This is a genomic window from Flavobacterium gyeonganense, from assembly GCF_029625295.1.
Lineage (GTDB): Bacteria > Bacteroidota > Bacteroidia > Flavobacteriales > Flavobacteriaceae > Flavobacterium > Flavobacterium gyeonganense.
Window position 1 is genome coordinate 3,060,495 of sequence record NZ_CP121112.1, and the last position, 19,058, is coordinate 3,079,552.

At 35.0% G+C, this 19,058-nt stretch carries 13 protein-coding genes; 2 read left to right on the forward strand and 11 right to left on the reverse strand.

The features are described from left to right. The 9 genes from P5P89_RS13425 to P5P89_RS13465 all read right to left on the reverse strand — a co-directional run bounded on the left by P5P89_RS13425 (window position 1) and on the right by P5P89_RS13465 (window position 14,642). Entirely contained in the window at window positions 1-6,486 is a 6,486-nt protein-coding gene (locus tag P5P89_RS13425) for an FG-GAP-like repeat-containing protein (protein ID WP_278008781.1), read from the reverse strand. 75 nt (window positions 6,487-6,561) lie between these two features. Further along, the gene (locus P5P89_RS13430; RefSeq protein ID WP_278008782.1) at window positions 6,562-6,690 is read right to left on the reverse strand and encodes a SpvB/TcaC N-terminal domain-containing protein; all 129 of its coding nucleotides are present in this window, start codon (window positions 6,688-6,690) and stop codon (window positions 6,562-6,564) included. Between the two features lie 111 nt (window positions 6,691-6,801). Further along, entirely contained in the window at window positions 6,802-7,245 is a 444-nt protein-coding gene (locus tag P5P89_RS13435; protein WP_278008783.1) for a T9SS type A sorting domain-containing protein, read from the reverse strand. 450 nt (window positions 7,246-7,695) lie between these two features. Then, entirely contained in the window at window positions 7,696-9,048 is a 1,353-nt protein-coding gene (locus P5P89_RS13440) for a DUF3526 domain-containing protein (protein WP_278008784.1), read from the reverse strand. Window position 9,049: 1 nt separating this feature from the next. Next, window positions 9,050-10,486, reverse strand: coding sequence for an ABC transporter permease (locus P5P89_RS13445; protein WP_278008785.1), 1,437 nt, complete (start codon window positions 10,484-10,486; stop codon window positions 9,050-9,052). 6 nt (window positions 10,487-10,492) lie between these two features. Next, complete coding sequence (locus P5P89_RS13450) at window positions 10,493-12,796, reverse strand: TonB-dependent siderophore receptor (protein WP_278008786.1); 2,304 nt, start codon at window positions 12,794-12,796, stop codon at window positions 10,493-10,495. Window positions 12,797-12,824: 28 nt separating this feature from the next. Continuing rightward, window positions 12,825-13,520, reverse strand: a complete 696-nt coding sequence (locus P5P89_RS13455) for an ABC transporter ATP-binding protein (RefSeq protein ID WP_278008787.1) — start codon at window positions 13,518-13,520, stop codon at window positions 12,825-12,827. A gap of 278 nt (window positions 13,521-13,798) precedes the next feature. Continuing rightward, the gene (locus tag P5P89_RS13460; RefSeq protein ID WP_278008788.1) at window positions 13,799-14,155 is read right to left on the reverse strand and encodes a hypothetical protein; all 357 of its coding nucleotides are present in this window, start codon (window positions 14,153-14,155) and stop codon (window positions 13,799-13,801) included. A 112-nt stretch (window positions 14,156-14,267) separates the two neighbouring features. Further along, window positions 14,268-14,642: a winged helix-turn-helix transcriptional regulator gene (locus P5P89_RS13465; protein WP_278008789.1), complete on the reverse strand. Its 375-nt coding sequence runs from the start codon at window positions 14,640-14,642 to the stop codon at window positions 14,268-14,270. Between the two features lie 112 nt (window positions 14,643-14,754). Here P5P89_RS13465 and P5P89_RS13470 point away from each other — a divergent pair, with 112 nt between their 5' ends. Continuing rightward, a complete protein-coding gene (locus P5P89_RS13470; RefSeq protein ID WP_278008790.1) occupies window positions 14,755-15,366 on the forward strand; it encodes an FMN-dependent NADH-azoreductase in 612 nt (203 codons plus the stop codon). 55 nt (window positions 15,367-15,421) lie between these two features. Here P5P89_RS13470 and P5P89_RS13475 read toward each other — a convergent pair whose 3' ends face one another. Together P5P89_RS13475 and P5P89_RS13480 are read right to left on the reverse strand one after the other, a co-directional pair. Then, on the reverse strand, window positions 15,422-16,702 hold the full coding sequence (locus P5P89_RS13475) for an acetyl-CoA C-acetyltransferase (protein WP_278008791.1): 1,281 nt from the start codon (window positions 16,700-16,702) through the stop codon (window positions 15,422-15,424). A 207-nt stretch (window positions 16,703-16,909) separates the two neighbouring features. After that, on the reverse strand, window positions 16,910-17,512 hold the full coding sequence (locus tag P5P89_RS13480) for an RNA polymerase sigma factor (RefSeq protein WP_278008792.1): 603 nt from the start codon (window positions 17,510-17,512) through the stop codon (window positions 16,910-16,912). Between the two features lie 279 nt (window positions 17,513-17,791). Here P5P89_RS13480 and P5P89_RS13485 point away from each other — a divergent pair, with 279 nt between their 5' ends. After that, window positions 17,792-18,943 (forward strand): FecR family protein, encoded by a 1,152-nt coding sequence (locus P5P89_RS13485; protein ID WP_278008793.1) that lies wholly within the window; start codon window positions 17,792-17,794, stop codon window positions 18,941-18,943. Window positions 18,944-19,058: the final 115 nt, after the last annotated feature.

A 19,058-nucleotide genomic window follows, 5' to 3' on the forward strand; every position in this document is an offset into this window, starting at 1 on the left:
CTATGGTCTTACTATATAAATTGTTGCTCCATAAAAACTATTTGTGTATTTTTCATATTGAGCTTTATTCATTAAAGCTTTTCCAAATTTGAAATCGTAAATTACTCCATTTGCTTCATCATACACATCTAGAAAACCTTTACCTGCTTTACCATCAAAATAATGATTATAACTTAGGCCTCTACTTCCATATCTACTTTCGTAGCGCTTTAATAAATTAATAGCATAAGTATGTTTTGCAGTTCCAGCAGCTCCCCCTAGTTTTCCAATTGCTATTTCTGCTTTTTGTGCCGCTCTTGTTACTAAAATATTGTTACGTATTTTATTAACGAATGAATATATTCCTTTAGCTCCCAATTTCTCAGCACCAACTTCCGCTCCCCCAGGCGACAAAAAGGTAATAGCCATAGCAGTATAATAACCTGCTTTTTGATCATCTGTAGGTCTTATGCCTAAGTAGTCTGTGCCTCCAAGGGAATCAAATATATGGCTAAAACCGGGTGATATTGTATCAAAACCATCAATCACCGTTTGGATAGCCATTTTTCCAAACCCCTGTCCGAAATTAGTCGCAGTATTTAGATCTACATAATTACTCAAATTAGGTGGTGGTCCATCTCCTCGTCCAAAACCGAAAAACTTACCTATATCTCTTCCAAGGGACTCTATGTTTCGTCCTACAAAATTAGCTGCATTCTGAACATTTTTGCCTACAACTTGTCCAGCCTCTCCTGCATTTCTTCTAAACCATGCTGCATTTCTTCCATCTTTAAAGAAATTGGCAATAGACGAAATGATATTTCCACCTATTTGTTGTTGCGTATCACTTGGTCCATTATTCTCATTAATTTTAGGAGGATTATTGTTTGGACAGAAATCACAATTTGCAAAATTCCCACTAGGATCCGTATACAATAACGGATTATTCAATACATAACCATACTGATTATAGTTCTGCTTATTAGTAGGATCCTGTATATAATTATCAACCTGTAAAAACCGGTGTAATAAAGGATCATACAGTCTGGCATTCATATTGATAAGCCCAACACTTTGCAGATGTTCATGACCTGTATAACCTCTGTCAAGAACAGTTAATCCGTTAAGAGTATTACCCGCTCCGTCCTGTACTTTTATAAGGTCGCCCCAGGCATCAAATAATCTTTTTTCTACAACCGTACCGGCATCATTGGTGATGGCCAAAATGGTTCCCTGATAATCACGGTGTAAATATAAATAATTTGCAGGGTTTATACCATCACTTTTTACGGCAATAGGAGCAGTGTAGCCATCACCTCCAATATAGGTTACAAATTCTATAGCACCAGTGGTGATGTTTTGTTTAACTTCCATACTGCCGTCAGCAGCATAATGTTTACGTAATGGTCTTAATTCTTTGTCTTCCAAACCGCCGTAATACATGGTACTACGCTGGTTGTCGTCATTGTAAGTAAAACTAATTTTCTCAATTCCAGTTTCCTCAATCTGGATAGGGCTTTTAAAGGCGTTATACGTAATATTCAATTTGCGTTCAGTTGTAGGGGCATTGCTGGTTTTACGGATTTGCACATCATCAAACCAGACATTGCCTTGTCCGTTATTGTCCAGGCGAATATTTATTTTTTTAATATTTGCAGGAACAAGAACTGTTTTTTCTATTTTAGTCCATTGGTTTGTTGGTACTGTTGATTTTGTATCTATTGCAGTAAAATAACCGGTTTCCTGGTTCGTATTCATAAATAAAAAAATCTCAGCAGACGGACTGTCACCACGTACCCAAACCGAATAAGTATATTCAGTAGGCTGAGCATTATCAATAGCAATCCACTTATCTGCATGAACGTATTGTTCCGTTGTGGAAGTATTAGTTAATTTCAGGGAAGTTTTACTTTCATGGGCATTTGTGTCGTCATAATTATAAAAAACAGTACCGGGATATCTTGAAGCTCCCCATCCGGTTTTATTTTCCATATTATCATTATACAGACCTTCTCTGTTTGCATAATATGATATCGCTTCGGGGCTTAACGTGATGGCTGTATTCTGGTATTTTTTGTTCGGATCATAATCGTAAGTGCCCAGATTATTGCTAGTTATTTTTCCTGAAGCATCATAAGTTTGAGTTTCCTGAACGCCGTATTTGTTCGTAAATTCTTTTAATCGGCCCAGTTCGTCATAGTCAAAATCCTCTGTATAATTGCCAAATGCGCTATTAATACGCTGGTCCAGATTGTCTGTATTTTTATCAAATTTAGTGGTAAGCGTGAGGATATTGCCTATTGGTTGTGTGGTTTTATCATGCTGTATTTTAGATAAATAACCGTCTGTATCATAAGTGTTGGTCATTTTAATGCCATTTCCTGTGATGCTCTCAAGTAGCTGTCCCTTAGCGCTAACGGTATTGACCTGCCATAATACTTTGTTGTTTATATCAAGAATCTGATACAAAGCACCATTTTTATAAACGTTTTTAGTAACGACAGTACTGCTTTTTCCACCGGCCTCGGCAGTTTTTGTTTCGGTAATAACCCTTCCCAAGCCATCATAATCAAGATCTCGGGTAAATTTATAAGAACCGGTTTTTTGTTCTGTAATAGAGGTTGGACGTTTAAATGTAGCATCATAAATGATAGAAGTCAAAATATCATTTGCCCCGGAAGGCTCATTTAAATCTTTGTAGCTTATGTTCAACGGTAACTTTGCACCATCATACGTATAAGTGGTTTCACTGTTGGTACCCGCTCCTGTCGTTGTTTTTTTAGTAATTCTTCCGCTTGGATCACGGGTAATGGTCGTTTTTACATTGCCATTTTGGGAGGTTTCTTCTTCAAGTTCTCCCCAGTCATTGTGTTTATATTTGAATGTACCTGCCGAAGGGTCAATAAGGGCAGTTTTTTGACCCCAGCCATTCTGCTCCATATCGATACTGATGCCATTATAACGGGTCTGTTTTAAATTACCGTTGGCAAAGTACGAATAATTAATAGTTCCGCCCAGTGTTTCGTCAGTAGAAATTACATTACCCACTGCGTTTTTAGTGATGGTTTTGGTTTTTAAGCCATCGGTAACAGTAGATACAAGTCCTGGTGGATAATTGGCAGTTGTTGTTCTTTGATTAAACAGTTTTGTTTCTGTTGGCCTGCCGTACATATCAAACTTGGTTTCATTCCATTGGGTAGGAGTGGATCCAAAGTAGGGTTCACTGGTTTTATAAATGCGATCATAGATATCATATAAATAGGATACATAAGAAAAAACGCCATTGATATCTTTTACTCCGGATTTTGTTTTTCGTCCAAGATCGTCAAATATTTGTACGGAAGCGCTGCCATCTGTTGCATTTGTTGTAACTGTGGTTGTTGATCTGATTTGAGGATTAAAGGATTGGGTATAAGATGTCGTGATTGTTAAGTTTAACTGATCGTCTTTTACGGTTAAAGGTTTAAACCACGAATCATAGGTATAAGAGGTGGAAAATCCGTTGGTATCCGTCTCTTTTTTTAGTAACCCGTTATTGATATCATATTCAAAAGTAGAAAACAACAAATCATTATCCGTTATTTTGGTTACAAAGCGTCCGGATGCATCATATTCGTATTGGGTAGTTCTGGGCTGTAAAGGAAGTGGTGCCGTAAGGGTCTTTTTGATAACATTTCCAAAGGAATCATAATCATTATGCTCCTTTATGGTAGCTGTTCCTGTTCCGCTTTTATCAATGTCCGAAAGTAACTGGTTAGAATTGTAAGTATAAACTTCAGTACTGCTCATATCAGGAGCACCGGTAACGCTGACACTCTGAGTTTTTTGAGAAGGCCTTCCTAATATATAAAGCGGACTTGTAATCGGCTCCTGATAATCTATCGTGGTGGTAGAATTCTGGGTATCTGCTGATCCCTGAGTAACACTGGTAATGCTTTTGATATTATTATAAGAATCAAAAGTATTAGTAGTAATAACACTTGTGTTATCTAAACCATTATATTGTATAATACCTGTGTTTTGTAATTTAAAAACTTTATTTTCCTGCAATGCATTCTCCGCGGTTGAGGGTGTATAGGATAAATTGGTTTTAGAAGTAAAGCTAGATGGTGAAAAATTACTATAGGGATAAGTTAAATATGGCACTACATAACTTTCAGTTGTTGCACCTCTCAATTTTACATCTTTAACGATAACAGAGCTCATAATGCTGCTGCTGTCATCATGCCAGTTAGTTTCCATAATAGATCGGAACCCCATAAAACCTAAGCCTTCCAGATGAGTTACAGGGCCATAATAACCATATAGTTTCTTTTTAGAAACAGTCCCGCTCTTTTTTTCTAATTTGGTGACAATATGAGAATTCGGTGAAGTTACTAAATCAAAATAAGGATAACTTTCGGTTGCTTTACTAGATTTATAAATAGAATAATAATCATTTTCATAAATTTCATCTAATGGCTGATATGTGATAAATTCCTGTACACCATTGCCGGTTGTAATTGTGCTTAATAATTCTTTTGAAGTATCTTTTGTAGAACTAAAAAAATGTAATTTATTTTTATTTATAAACGCAATTTCAAATCGTGGAAGTTGTTGCTCGCTGGAGGGCAAATAAATAGGCAACGCATAGATGTCAATGTTCGGTTGTTCTGAACTAATTGCAGTTTTTGTAATATAGGTATTGGGTGCAATTTCCGTATAGGTGCTGACTTGAATAGTTCCACTAAGGGGAAAAGTTTTTCTTGTGTTTTTTACTATTGTTAAATCACTTTTTCCATCATTATCATAATCAGTTGCAAAATAATTGTAGCTATTATTGGAGTTATTAGTGGTAAATGGTGCATAATTAGGCAATTCTTCTATGGTATATCCATTATCTTTATAATCAGCAATTCCTTTTGATGGAAATCTGGACCACCAATTAGCAGTGCCTGGGTTTGGTATTAAAAAATCAGATTTTCCGTCTCCATTAAAATCTCCTATAACAATTGGCACGTCAAGTCTTATACTTGAATTTATCGTTTTAGATATTTCGACAAAAGTATTATTTTCAGTTAGGGTATAAACTTTTAATACACCAGTCTCAAATATAAAAATATCTGATTTTCCGTCTCCATTAAAATCGGCTACATAACATTTGCTGCTTGGGGTAATTGGTAAAATTCCTGACGGATTAACAAAATTGACGGTTGTTCTTCTGTCTAGGTTGACAAAATAAGATTTACCTCCAGTATACGTTTGTGAAGAAGTGACAGAACAATTAGTATATATATAATAATTAAATGTTTTTTCAATGGCTACAATGTCTGTTAAACCATCCCCATTGAAATCTCCGCTTAAAAAAGATTTAGGAATATCTGCTTCTACATATCCATCTTTATAAGTAGTTGCAGAAGCACTTAATTCAGAGTTCAGTAAATTGCTCGATTGCGTTCTATTCAGAGGTTCTGTACCCGAGCATGGATAAATATAATGGCGGGTAAATTTTGGAAAATTATACTGTTTTTCATCCTGTGGATAGATTAAAGTGCTGCCCGAGGTAGCGTAGGTAGAAAATTTTGTCAGATTTGTAGTTGGATTTGTTTTTACAACCGTCCATCCTTTACTGTACCAATATTTATTATTCGATGTCAAAAAGGAAACCGCAAAAATTTCCTCAAAACTGCCAGAATCTAATGGGATTCCATAATTAGGGAATGTCTGAGCCCCTGTGTTAGGGCTAATACCTGTAAAAAGCCAATATTTCTTTTTAGCATCAGATCCTGTAGTAGGATATAAAATAAAATCCATAGAACCGTCTCCGTCAAAATCTCCGGATACTGTAGAACCATTTATTGAAGAAACGTTGTTAACGTCTATAGTATTTGGATTAGGAATATAATTTATAATACTTTCGGTAGTATTGTAGCGAAAAACAGTGGGGTTATAACTTTTTGATTTATCACCGTTTTTTTCAGTAATTTTAGATAACTGGTCATAATTTTGAGAGGATAAGCTGTATTCTAATGAATAATTCCTGAATCCTATATTGTTGCTTTTTATCTCAATTTCGCCTATTTTATAATATTTTATATAATTATATCCTCCAATATAAGAGCTTTCATTACGTGTTCTGGATTGATAGTTAAACTTAATTTCATTGATAGGGGCTGCTGATCCCCGGCTTCCGTATTTGATTTTGTATATATCGCCTAATTGAGTGTAATATTCATACTGAATGCTGACCCCTTGAGCATTTTCCCAGTATGTTACTCCCCACATAAGAGGTGAACGTGTGTCTGTCTGTAATCCATACCGGGCTTTAGATCCATCAGGATATTCTACTACAAAATATATTGGACCTCGATTTGGAATATATTGATCTACACTATAAGATGTTATTTTTAGATTAGAGAAATTTTCAGTTTCATATTGGGTACCATTTGCACCATATACTCCACCTGTCCCTTTTTTAACTACTAATCGTTCACCATCTAAGGCAAAACAGTCATTTACAAAATCCACAGGCTTTATTTCTCCATCATGAAATTTAGTTTTAGGAATTCGTGTAATTTTAGAAATTCCGGTAACGTTCCATCCTTATCCCGCTGAGCCAACTCCGCTTTGGCTATTGTAAGACAGACTAATTTGAGGCACGACTCCGTTAATTCCCGGAGGTACTGCAATAGGTATAGTATAAGACGCACCACCGGATAAGGTAACAGCCAAATCTCCCGCTGTAACACCTGTTTCTTTAGAGGAACCTGTTGGGTTGGTCTGAGCGGATAAAAAAAGGTAAAACTTAGAAATAAAATCGAAAAGTAAAATTGCTTCATGCTGCTATTTTTTAATAATTTTTATTGTTTTTTGTTCCCCGTTTTTATAGGTCAGCGAAACAATATAAACGCCGTCCGGATAACTTTGAAAAGGAATATTTTGAGAATTGATATTTCCGTTGGTATTGTATTTTTTTAATACCTGACCAGAAATTCCAACTATTTGTATGGAAATAACAGAGTTGTCATTAGTAAGTTCCCATTTTAGGTATAACTCTTCTTTTACTGGGTTCGGATAATAAGAAATAACATCTTCAGATGAAAATTTAATTAAGTCTTCGTCTGTTATTGCTTCAATTTCTTTCGCCGGTTTTGCTGTCTGGCAGTTTAGGCAAAGAGATCTGACAATTTGATTTCCTGTCAGGGAGTCATAACTAAATGTGATTTTATTCTGGGCATTAGAACAAAAAAAAGTTCCAAACCATAAAATTGCTAGTATGTTTTTCATTATTTATGATGTTTATTCGTATTCGAAAAATGTTAAAAAGTGCAAATGAAGGGTAAATAAATTCACAGTACAATACCTGTAGTTATTTTTAATAAAAATCTACTAATTGTAGTTTTTTATCTATAAAATAGCCTTTTTTGCTGTTTAAAAATAATATATTCGAAAAATTTTCTTATAAAATGGATTAATAATTAATTCCCTTAAATATAAATAGCTATTTTAAATAAGTTTTTTCTTTATTTAGTATGCAAAAGAGAGGTGATTTATATTGATTTAATGTTTAAAATCATTTTTTGTGTAATAAAATATGATTTTTTTAAATCTTAATTGATATAGTAAATTTATAAATTGGCGTGATTTTCTTTCCATAAAAAAAAGCCCCGAAGTGAATCTCACTTTTTGGGGGCATTGAAATAAATAACATTTTTTGCTATGGTTTTAACCGGTAATTTATACAATTTGTTTTTCTTTCCTGAAATTCCTCCATCCAAAACCAATCAACAGTAAATTGAATAATACCAAAGGTAAAAATGTTGTTGTTAAATTGATTTTAGAAGTATCTTCAAAAGTTTCAACCTTAAATTTAGACCAGTTTTCTTTGGCTACTGGAGCATTATCAAAGATTTTAGGGTAAAAATACAGCCTCATTTTTTCATGGAATTCTTTTGTCTTTTCCATAAACAAAAGCTGGTTTTCCAAATCCGATTTTGCAATTGCATTCAGTTGGATTTGGGTATGTAAAGTTGGAATAAATTGGGCTATCATCTGGCTTGCCTCGTTTCGTTGCTTTAATTTGGTCTGCAATTCCTGAGACTGTTTTGCCGATTCATCATCGCCCATTTGCTGCATCGCATAATACCAAAGCCAGCTGAATTCGGTATCTGGTAAAATATAGCTTTTGAACTGTGGATAATGACTGTAGAATTTATCCATCGTCGTTTTTTTATCCATATCCCATTTTTCGTGGTAGGCATTTCGTTGTTTCAGTGTCAGTTCTAATGCTTCGGGAACCGGATATTTGTTGACAATATAAGTATTGATCGTTGCCGGCAAAATGATAATCAGAAACAGCCAGACCGTCAATAAGATTACAGAATTAAAATTCGAATTTTTTTGAAGCGAAACAATAAAAAAGCAAACGGCAAACCAAAAGAGAATGTACAAAATACTGATGATGTAAAAAGTGAGAAGTGAACTGTCAAATGGAATATTCAAAAGTATGACAGCAACAACTAGGATAATTGTCAGCAATGCAAGCAAGCTTAAAATCCGGATATAGAATAATTTCAGAATGTATAAAAAAGTATTGTCGCTTTGCGAGGCAACAATTTTCCAGGTTCCGGATTCTTTTTCTTCTGAAACGATATTGTACGTAAAAGCAATGATCAGAAGCGGAAAAAGATAAATGAGTACAAAACTAAAATCAAGGTTTCCCAGCAAAAGATTATTTGGATTATTCAGTTCCGAATCGTATTTCTGAGCTTCCAGACCTCGAATTGTAACACTCTGAATAGATGTATTTATATCTCGCTGACCAATTGCCAGGCTGTTGAGAGGAAATGTTTTGTTGACCAGTGAAAATTTTACATAATAAAGCAAAAGACCCATTTCGTCTTTGTGAAAAGAAGTGTTACGGACAATGTGTTCTTTTTGATAAACCGCTGCTTCCGTGATATTTTTATGTTGCTTTTGCTGGAATTGCTGTCCAATTAAAAGGCTTATAAATCCGATCGTCAAAAGAGACAATAATCCAACTTTTGTTCCCTTAGAGCGAATGAAATTTTTAAATACTAATGCTAACATATTAAATGGCTTTTAAGTTTTTTGAAGCTAACCGGATTAAAATAAACAACAGACTAATCCATAGAAAAAGTGAAATAACTGAGACAATTTCGTTTTTTAAAACGGTCAGAACTCCTTTGGGCTCATAATGAAATTCCTGAACTTCAGCCCAATGATCTTTGTCAATGACAGCCGGTTTGTCTTTTTTATTACTGATATATTTAATTTGCAAAGCATTCATTTTTTGCGCCATATCATAACGATACGTTTCGGCTTGTTTCTGGAAATCGATGTACGAATCATAATCTGTATTTGATAATGCCATCGAGAGGTTTTTCATCGCGATATACGGATTCAAAAACGATACTGCTCTTGAAAAACTGTTTTGCTTTTCGTATACATGAAGCAAATTTTCTAACTGTTTGTTGTAGATATTCGAACTAATTTTTTCACCTTCGGTCATGATAAAACCGGAATAATTAAAGGGAAGTTTTTGAACCGAATCGACTTTGTGTACCGCCAGCAAAGAATCCTTAATCGCTTTATAATGCGGATCATTTGGGTTGTGACTGTCACCTTGTTTCAAAATATCTTTTTCGATATCGCTGTTGAACTTAATTTTTGAAGGCGCTTCATAAATATAAGCGCCAATTGCCTGCGTTGTTCTCGGTAAAATAATTGTGAAAACCAACCAAATCCCAATTAACGAAACCAACGCTTTTTTTGAAGTTTTGCATGAAGCAGAAATCAAAACGGCAATGGCGCAAAAAAATAACAGATATAGAAAATGAAACACAATAAACAAGATTATTTTAAGGCTTTCATCAAATGAAACGGCAAAGTTCTGAAGCAATAACCAGATGAAAACCAAAACAAGAATTACCGGAATAAACAGTATCATAATTACAGAAGCAATTCCGAGTATTTTGCCTAATAAAAGTTGTTTCCAGTTGATACCCTGACTCAAAAGCAGTTTTAGTGTTCCGTTTTCCCTTTCGGCTGCGACCGAATTAAATCCCAGGAAAAAAATCAATAACGGCAATAAAATCTGTAAAACCATAGCAGTACTGATTTCCCCAAAACGCAGCATGCTGTTCGAGAATCCGGCTTCAGAAAAATTGGCTGTATTTTGCTTATGCGCTTCCAGAAATATCGCATTTCCAAAAAACGGTTCCATTCCAAATTCAAAAACGCTCAGTGAAGTACTTTTTCGGAAAGCAAAATTTCCGTAATGCGCCATTCTGTGCGGGTTCTTATCCGGATTTTTCAGCCAGTCTTCGCGGGATTCATGCTGATATTTTTCACTGGTTTCATTTTGATTGATGTAGTTTTTCCATCCGGATAAAACGGCATAAATCAATAAAATACCAATAAAAAATGTGATTATAAAAACAGTCCCATTTTTAAAAGCTGAATTTTTTAAATGTTTTGCAATTAAAATTTCTATGTGTAAAGCCATGCTTTATTAAAATTTATAAGTTACGGTAAGCGTTGCATTTCGTGGCGCGCCGGGAAATAGGCGAAGGTAGTTTTGGGCACCAAGCCAATATGTTCTGTTAAAAACATTTCCTACGTTTATAGCAATCTGCATGTTGCTTTTAGTCGGTTTATAATAAACTGCTGCGTCAAAAACAGTAAAATCCGGAATTGTAAAATCTCTTGTAAACCACGGAATTTTGCTGCTTTGGTATTGCATTCCCGCTCCAATTCCGAAATTATCCAGAGCAGAATCAGATCTGAAATTGTAACGTGTCCATAAGTTGGCACTGTTTTTCGGTGTGTTTTGTTTTCTGGCGCCAATTAATGAAGCATTGCGATCATTGGTAATTTCAGCATCGATATAACTGTAAGAAGCGTTAATTTGCCAGTCCGGAATAATATAACCAGCAAGATCGCACTCAAAACCACGGCTTCTTTCGGCTCCTCTTGTTACCAGTAAATCAGGATTTACAGGATCATTGGCATTCATCAAAATATTACGCTGGTTGATTTCGTAAACAGCCGCGTTAAAACTCATGGTGTTATTTAAGAAAGTAGCTTTAATTCCGACTTCCTTTAAATTACTTTCCAACGGATCAAACTGGCTTCCGGCAGGTAAACTTCCGGTTTGTGGCATCAAAGTCACTGTGTTCGACTGTGGCTGATAGCCTTCAAGATAAGTCGTATAAACATTAATTGAATTGTTTACGGCATACGTTATCCCAACTCTTGGGAGCAAAACCGATTTTTTTACAGTAAGTTCGTTGTTGGCTTTATAATTCGTAATATCCTTGAACCATTCGTTTCTTAAACCCAATAAAAAGGTAAATTTAGCCCACTGAATCTGATCCTGAATATAAATAGCGTTCGTTGTCGTTAAAGCCGATGGTAGTGCGGTTCTAACATTCAAAGTATAATCTTCGGGACTTGTAACGGTATATTTTGGATTGTTCAAATTGAAATAAGTTACATTTGGTTTCGGCATAACAACTCCGTCGATAGTGATTGTTTGATAATTTGCAGCATTTGCCAAAACGAAAGAACCTGCAACAGTGCCGTCATTTAAGAGATAACCTCTGGCTGCATTTTGACCGCCGCCTATGTTTTTGTTCCAGCTGCTTAAATCGTATCCTGTCAATAATTTATGGGTCAGTTTTCCGGTTTTTAGATCGAAATTTAAGTAAGCGCTCAAATTGTCGATATCCCAGTTTTGCTGACGCTGTACAAACTGCATCATCGCCAGGCTCGTTACAGGCTGATTATTCATGTCAACGGCAAAGGCATTAGTGGTTCTGTGTTCCTGAAGATCTTCTGTCCAGGTTTGTTTCATGTACGAGGTATTGAAACTAATTTTAGAACTGAATTTATGCGCGAAATTCGTCATCAGAATCATTTCTTTAGACCTGAAAAAATCACTCGGAGCACCCAGATTCAAACTTATTGGGGTTTTGTTTAAATCTGTCACTCCGGCAACGGCACCAAAAATAGGCTGTCCTCTGTCGAGAATTCCTTTCATGTCACTCAGAATCAATTCAGTATTGATAGCCGTTTTTTCATTCGGAATATAACTGAAAGATGGCGAGATCAGGAAGGATTTATTATTAACCAGATCACGGAACGATTTGGCTTCCTGGTAAGCACCGTTTACACGGTACAATAATGTTTTGGATTCGTTGACAGGTCCGGTAAAATCCAGAGTTCCTCTCAAAGTGCTGAAACTTCCAACACTCATGCTGACCTCTTTATGTTCTGTTGCCAAAGGTTTTTTGGTCACCAGATTGATGCTCCCACCCGGATCTACAGAGGAAAACGTACCGCTTGAAGGGCCTTTTATGACCTCAACACGTTCGATATTGGTAGTCAGCGGCTGTAGAAAATAATATTGCCGGGTTCTCATTCCGTTAATGATTTGGCCTTCCTCATTTTGACTGATACCGCGAATTGTATATTGATTGTAATAACTCGCCGGAATAACACCGCTTGTCATTTTTACTGCATCGGCCAGATAGAAAGCGGCTTTATCTGCAATTAATTCTTTGGTTACAGTCGAAATAGATTGTGGAATATCTTTGTTTAATGCTGCCGTTTTTGTAGCAGCAAAAGAATAGTCGCTGTAATATTTTTTGGTTGAACGACCAATAATTTCAACTGTTTGTAACTCATTTCGCTTAGCTTCCGTTTCAACAGAATCCTTCACAATGCTATCCCTTATTTTTTCGTTAATTGTTTGGGATTGTATAGATGGTATGCCTAATAAAAATAATAAGGCAAATAAAAATAGATGTTTCATTTTGGTTGATGGAAATCCTGATTTCCTTTTAAACAGTTTGTAAGTACAAATCTTCGAGTTCGTTAGCAGAGATTTTTTCGGCTTCAATAACGGTCACCAGATTTCCCTGTTTCATAATGCCAATGTGTGTTGCGACTTCCCTTGCTCTGAAAATATCGTGTGTTGCCATTAAAATAGCTGTTCCGTCTGCCGAAAGTTCTTTTAAAATCTGTGAAAATTCATTTGATGCTTTAGGATCCAGACCACTTGTAGGTTCATCCAGTAAAAGCACTTTTGCCTGTTTAACAATAGCAATGGCGATGCCTACTTTTTGTCGCATTCCTTTTGAGTAACCTCCCAGATTTTGATTGTGAGCTGTAATCTGTAAACCGGCTTTGGTTAAAAAATAAGTCAGTTCTCCGTTTGAATATTTGAATCCGGCAAGGGAAGAAAAGAATTTCAGGTTTTCCATGCCCGTAAGATTTGGATATAACATGACTGTTTCCGGAATGTATGCCACATCTTTTTTGGTTTTATCAGCATCGGTAACAACCGAAATATCATTTATTTTAATTTCGCCTTCGGTAGGTTTTATAAATCCGAGAAACAAGTTTATGGTGGTAGTTTTTCCGGCACCGTTTTGTCCTAAAAGCGCAAAAATTTCTCCTTGGTTTATGGTTAAATTCAAAGCGTTTAAAGCAATTTGGTCACCGTATTTTTTAGTCAGGTTTACTGCTGTGAGCATAATGTATGGATTTGGAAATTATTTATTTTGAAATATATAGCTGTTTCCGTTCGTTCCATAGGAGGAACGACCAGTGCTATTTTATAAATGTTAAAGAAAGAGTTTACAGAAGAGAATTATTTTATTTAAACTTGAATATACAAGATTGATCAAATTTGCTGATGGAATCTATTCGCCAAAATAGATTTCATCAGATCAATATCTGAAATACCATACATTGCCTTTTGTCCTAAACAAAAAGAATGATTTTCAATATTTAAATAGTAAAATCCGGTAAACTAAAATAGGGCAGGAGGTGCTCTTAAAGCGAAAAGACTACCTTTGAAAAATGTTGAAGTAACTTTGTTGTAAAAGAAAAATACAGTTGAAGTTACAACGTTTGGTGTATGAAATGAAAAAGTATGAAATATCTCTGAAATAAAAGTGCTGAATGCAAAATGGCAAACAGGACAATTAGTATCGACAGCATGACTATGTGTAATCTGCTTTTGATTGGGAGTGTATTTATGGTCGCAATGTTTCTCGTGGATTTGCGTGTAAATATGCTCATAAGAGTGAATAGTCTGAAAAAGCATTGCGAACAATACCATTAAAGACATGAAAAGATTAATTAGTAAAAATTTCTTTTTATTCATTCTTGATTTGGAAATCTTAGCGGCAAATAATGCAACTAGGTTGCAAATATAAAGATCTTATTTTAAAATAAAAGCAAATCATTTTATCTTTTTAAAAGCTTAATCTAACAAACTATTTTCCAATGATTTCTTTCCGGTGTAAAGTTCCCCAGTCTTTTAAGGCCATTATGACATTTCCCAAAGATTGACTGTGCAGTGTTCTACGGTATTCAACAGTTGGTGGAAAAGTGTCGTAAACCGTTCTTATAACCAGTTTATTTATTTCCAGATCTTTGAGTTCTTTCGACAGCATTTTATCGGTAATTCCATCCAGATCTCTTGAGATTTCCTTGAATCGTTTTGGACGATCAGACAAAGCAATCAGAATTGGTAATTTCCATCTTCCGTTCAGTACTTCCAAAGCATCCCTTACCGGTAATAAGGCACTTAAACAGGATTCTTTTGAGCAGGCGCTATCTTCGTATGTATTCGTGTTTTCGCTTGTCATTTTGATATTGCTTACGTTACTATCTTCAACGATAGCGCTATCTTTGAGGATAGTACTATAAAAGAGATAGTAAATGTAAATAAGTTTGTGTAGTAAACAAAATAAAAATAGTATGAGCAAAAGAATTCTGAATATCGTCACAAGTATTAAGGGAGATGCTTCCTTTAGTAATAAATTATCGAACGCAGTTATTGAAAAACTGACAATCGCTTACCCGGAAATCGAAGTAGAGACACTGGATCTTTCAAAAACACCTTTACCTTATCTGGATGAATCACAAGTTGGGGCATTTTTTACTCCTGAAGAAATGCATACTGATGAGCAAAAAGAATCTATTATAAGTTCAAATAATGCTGTAAAAGAATTATTTGATGCTGATATTATTGTGATAGGAGTACCACTTTACAACTTTGGAATTCCGGCGGTTTTAAAAGGCTGGGTAGATCAGATTTCAAGAGCGGGAGTCACTTTTAGTTATGCAGACGGATATCCAAAAGGACTGGTAACCGATAAAAAAGTGTATTTGTCTGTAGCTTCAGGGGCTATATTTTCTGAAGGACCATACAAAAGTAATGACTTTGCAGATCCTTATTTACGTGCAATATTAGGTTTTTTAGGCATGACAGATGTGACTACTTTTCGTGTAGAAGGAACGTCAATTCCTGATTTTGCTGAAAGTGCGTTACCAAAGGCTTTGGCAGCTGTTGAAGAATTTTCGTTTTAAGAATTATATAAAAAAATCCCAGTTTATAGCTGGGATTTTGTTTTTAAAGTATTTCTTATTTCTCAATAATCATTGTAATGCCTTGTCCGCCTGCCGCACAAATTGAAATAAATCCTCTTCCGGATCCTTTTTCGTTTAATAGTTTTGCCATAACGCCAATAATTCGGCCTCCGGTTGCTGCAAACGGATGCGCAGCTGCAAGACTGCTTCCTTTTACATTTAGTTTTTCCCTGTCAATTGATCCTAATGCTTTTTTCAAACCTATTTCTTTGCTAAGTTCAGGACTTTCCCAAATTTTCAGCGTGGCTAAAACCTGTGCAGCAAAAGCTTCGTGAATTTCATAATAGTCAAAATCCTGTAAAGTCAATCCGGCTTTTTCAAGCATTCTACTTGCTGCAAATAATGGGGCTAATAGAAGATTTTGTTGGTTTTTTACGTATTCAATAGCAGCGACTTCTGCATAAGTAATATAGGCCAGAATCGGGAGGTTGTGTTCTTTTGCCCATTCTTCGCTGGCTAAAAGAATACAGGAAGCTCCATCCGTAAGAGGAGTTGAGTTCCCAGCTGTTAAAGTTCCGTTTGTTTTATCAAAGGCAGGATTTAATTTGGCTAATTTTTCAATAGTGCTGTCTTTCCTCAGGTTATTGTCTTTTTCGAGTCCGTTAAACGGAGTAATCATATCATCAAAAAAGCCTTCATTATAGGCTTCTGCCATATTCAAATGACTTTTAAGCGCCAGATTATCCTGATCTTCTCTTGATATTCTATAATGTTTTGCCGTGATTTCTGTATGTCCGCCCATCGAAAGTCCGGTTTGGGATTCTTCATTTCGGGGAACCAATGGCGTTAAATCTTTTGGACGGAGTTTTAAAAATAATTTGATTTTTTCGCCTAATGATTTTGCTTTTCTGGCGTTCAGTAAAATTTTCCTTAGTTTTTCGCTCACTGCAATCGGCATATCACTGATAGAATCGACGCCTCCGGCAATACCGGATTCAATTTGCCCCAGAGCAATTTTATTGGCAATATAAATGGCACTTTCTATTCCGGTATCACAGGCTTGCTGTAAATCGCAGGCAGGAGTAGCAGGATCGAGCGTAGTTTTCATAACACATTCCCTCATCAGATTGCTGTCATATGTATGTTTGATAACTGCACCGCCAACTACTTCACCTAATAATTGCCCGCTTAAATTATACTTATCAATAAGTCCGTTTAAGGCTGCGGTCATCATTTGCTGATTTCCAACTTCTGCATAGGCTGTATTGGCCCTTGCAAACGGAATTCGGTTATAACCTACAATAGCGACTTTTCTAATGGTATTGGGAGTACTCATATCTCGATTTTTATGACAATTTAATATTTCCTGAGATTAAAGATAAGCAGGAATTTCTAAATTTTGGCTACTAAAATGAAATGAGATTTGTTTTAAGAAAAGTATAGATATGAAATTTTTACTCGAAACAAGAAAAACGATTAAATTATTTTTTCAATAAAAGAGCTGTAATTATTCAAAACTAATTGCGTTAAAATATATTCGATTTTAATTTAACCGTAGTTTTTTCTTTTTTCCGAACAACAAAAGCAAAACTGTTTTCACCTTTTCTTCAAGTGAAGAACGCAGAATTGAAAATGCTTTGGTAATCTGCGCTTCAACTGTTTTGATTGACACATCGAGATGTTCCGCAATTTCAATATTCGTCAGACCTTCTTTTTTGCTTAAAATAAAAACTTCTTTACATTTAGGAGGCAAACTTTCTATCTCTTTATTTACTACCTTTAATACACGCTGAAAAGATTCGGACTCATCTTCAAGAACAACTGAATTTAAAGCATCGTAATAGGTTTTTTCAAGAGAAAACAGCGATTGGTTTTTTCTGTATAAATCAATGAATTCATTATAAACCAATTTATAAAGAAAGCTTTTTATGGAATGGTCTGATTTTAATCTTGTGCGCTGTTCCCAGACTTTTATAAATACATTTTGAACGATGTCTTCGGCACTGTAAATATTTTTTGCCAGACTGTTAGCGTAAACACAAAGTTTATGATGATAGGTGTCAATTAGAAAAGTATACGCCCTTTCGTCTCCGTTTCTCAGAGATTCAATTAGGACATCTTTTTCGTTATAATCATCGGTTTTCATAGTAACAAATATATAGATTTATAATTTTTCAGGTTTAGATTTTGAGGTGCATTTCGTAAAAAAACCTCAATTTTCGGTTTTCTATTCGAATTTTATTACAAATAAAAAGTGATAATAATGCAAAGACAAAACTTTTACTTCTTTAATTCTATAAAATTAATATGGTTTAATTGACAGGAAAAACTTGTGAAAATAAAAAAATCACCAAAATCAAAAAAACTTTATCAAATTGTTAGGGTTTTGCTTTTTGGCTTCGTAATAATATTAAAAAAAGACACAATGACAGTGAAAAAGTCAGAACGATTAATGGTGAAATTCATCACAAATCAGGCAAGTCAGGATGAAATTGAAATGCTGACAGCATGGTTAAAGGATGAAGAAAACCAGATTGTGTTTAAGGATTTTGTAAAAACCAATTACGCAATTGATACCGCTATGAATAATTTTGATTCAACTGAAGTTAGAAAACAGCTGGCAGAAAGAATTCAGAGAGAGAATAGTATTTTTTATAAAAGAAGATTTTCTTTTTATTATAAATATGCAGCGATTTTGATTATCGCTTTAGGTGGATTTTATTTTTATAAAAGTTCGAATAGCTCGACATCAAAACAAAATGTAGTCATTCCGCGGGAGGATGAAATTGTTTTACAGCTGGGTAATAATTCGGAAGAAGAAATTGATACCGCTGATACCCGAAATCTAACCGATCAAAACGGCGACATCATTGGAAGACAGGAAAAAAACAGGCTGGTTTACAATAAGGCTTATACTGACGGGAAATTGATCTATAATTCGATTAAGATTCCGTACGGGAAAAAATTTGAGGTTCAATTATCAGACGGAACCATTGTACATCTGAACGCCGGAACTTCATTGAAATATCCGGTTCAGTTTCTGAAAAATCAGGGGAGGCAAGTGTTTTTAACCGGCGAAGCTTATTTTGAAGTTGCGAAAGATAAGGCTCATCCGTTTACGGTGAATGCTCAGGAAGTTAGCGTTGAGGTTTTGGGAACCCGATTTAATGTAGATACGTACATGGATAATGCAAGTACCAATGTTGTATTGGTTGAAGGGAAAGTTTCGCTATATAAAAATCATAAAACAAATGAAAATCAGGTGTATTTAAAACCGGGTTCAAGAGGTTCACATATAAAAGGACAATCTGATTTTAAAATAGATGAGGTGAATACAGATTATTACACAGCCTGGGTAAAAGGAAGTTTAGTATTCAAAAATGATTCGTTTGCAGCTATTATCAAAAAGCTGGAACGACATTACAATGTTACTTTCATAAACAGAAATAAAATGCTGGGAAGAGAAATTTTTAATGCCCGTTTTGATAACGAACCAATTGAAGTTGTCCTGAAATATTTTAGCGACAGCTATGCAATTGATTACACTATTGACAGAGATAAAATCACTATTAAATAAGAATATCAAAAGTCAATATCAATGACAATATCGAAGGTCAAAGGCAATGTCAAAAATAAATTTTAGTAAATAATATATAGATATGCAATCTAAAATCTAAAATCAACAATCTAAA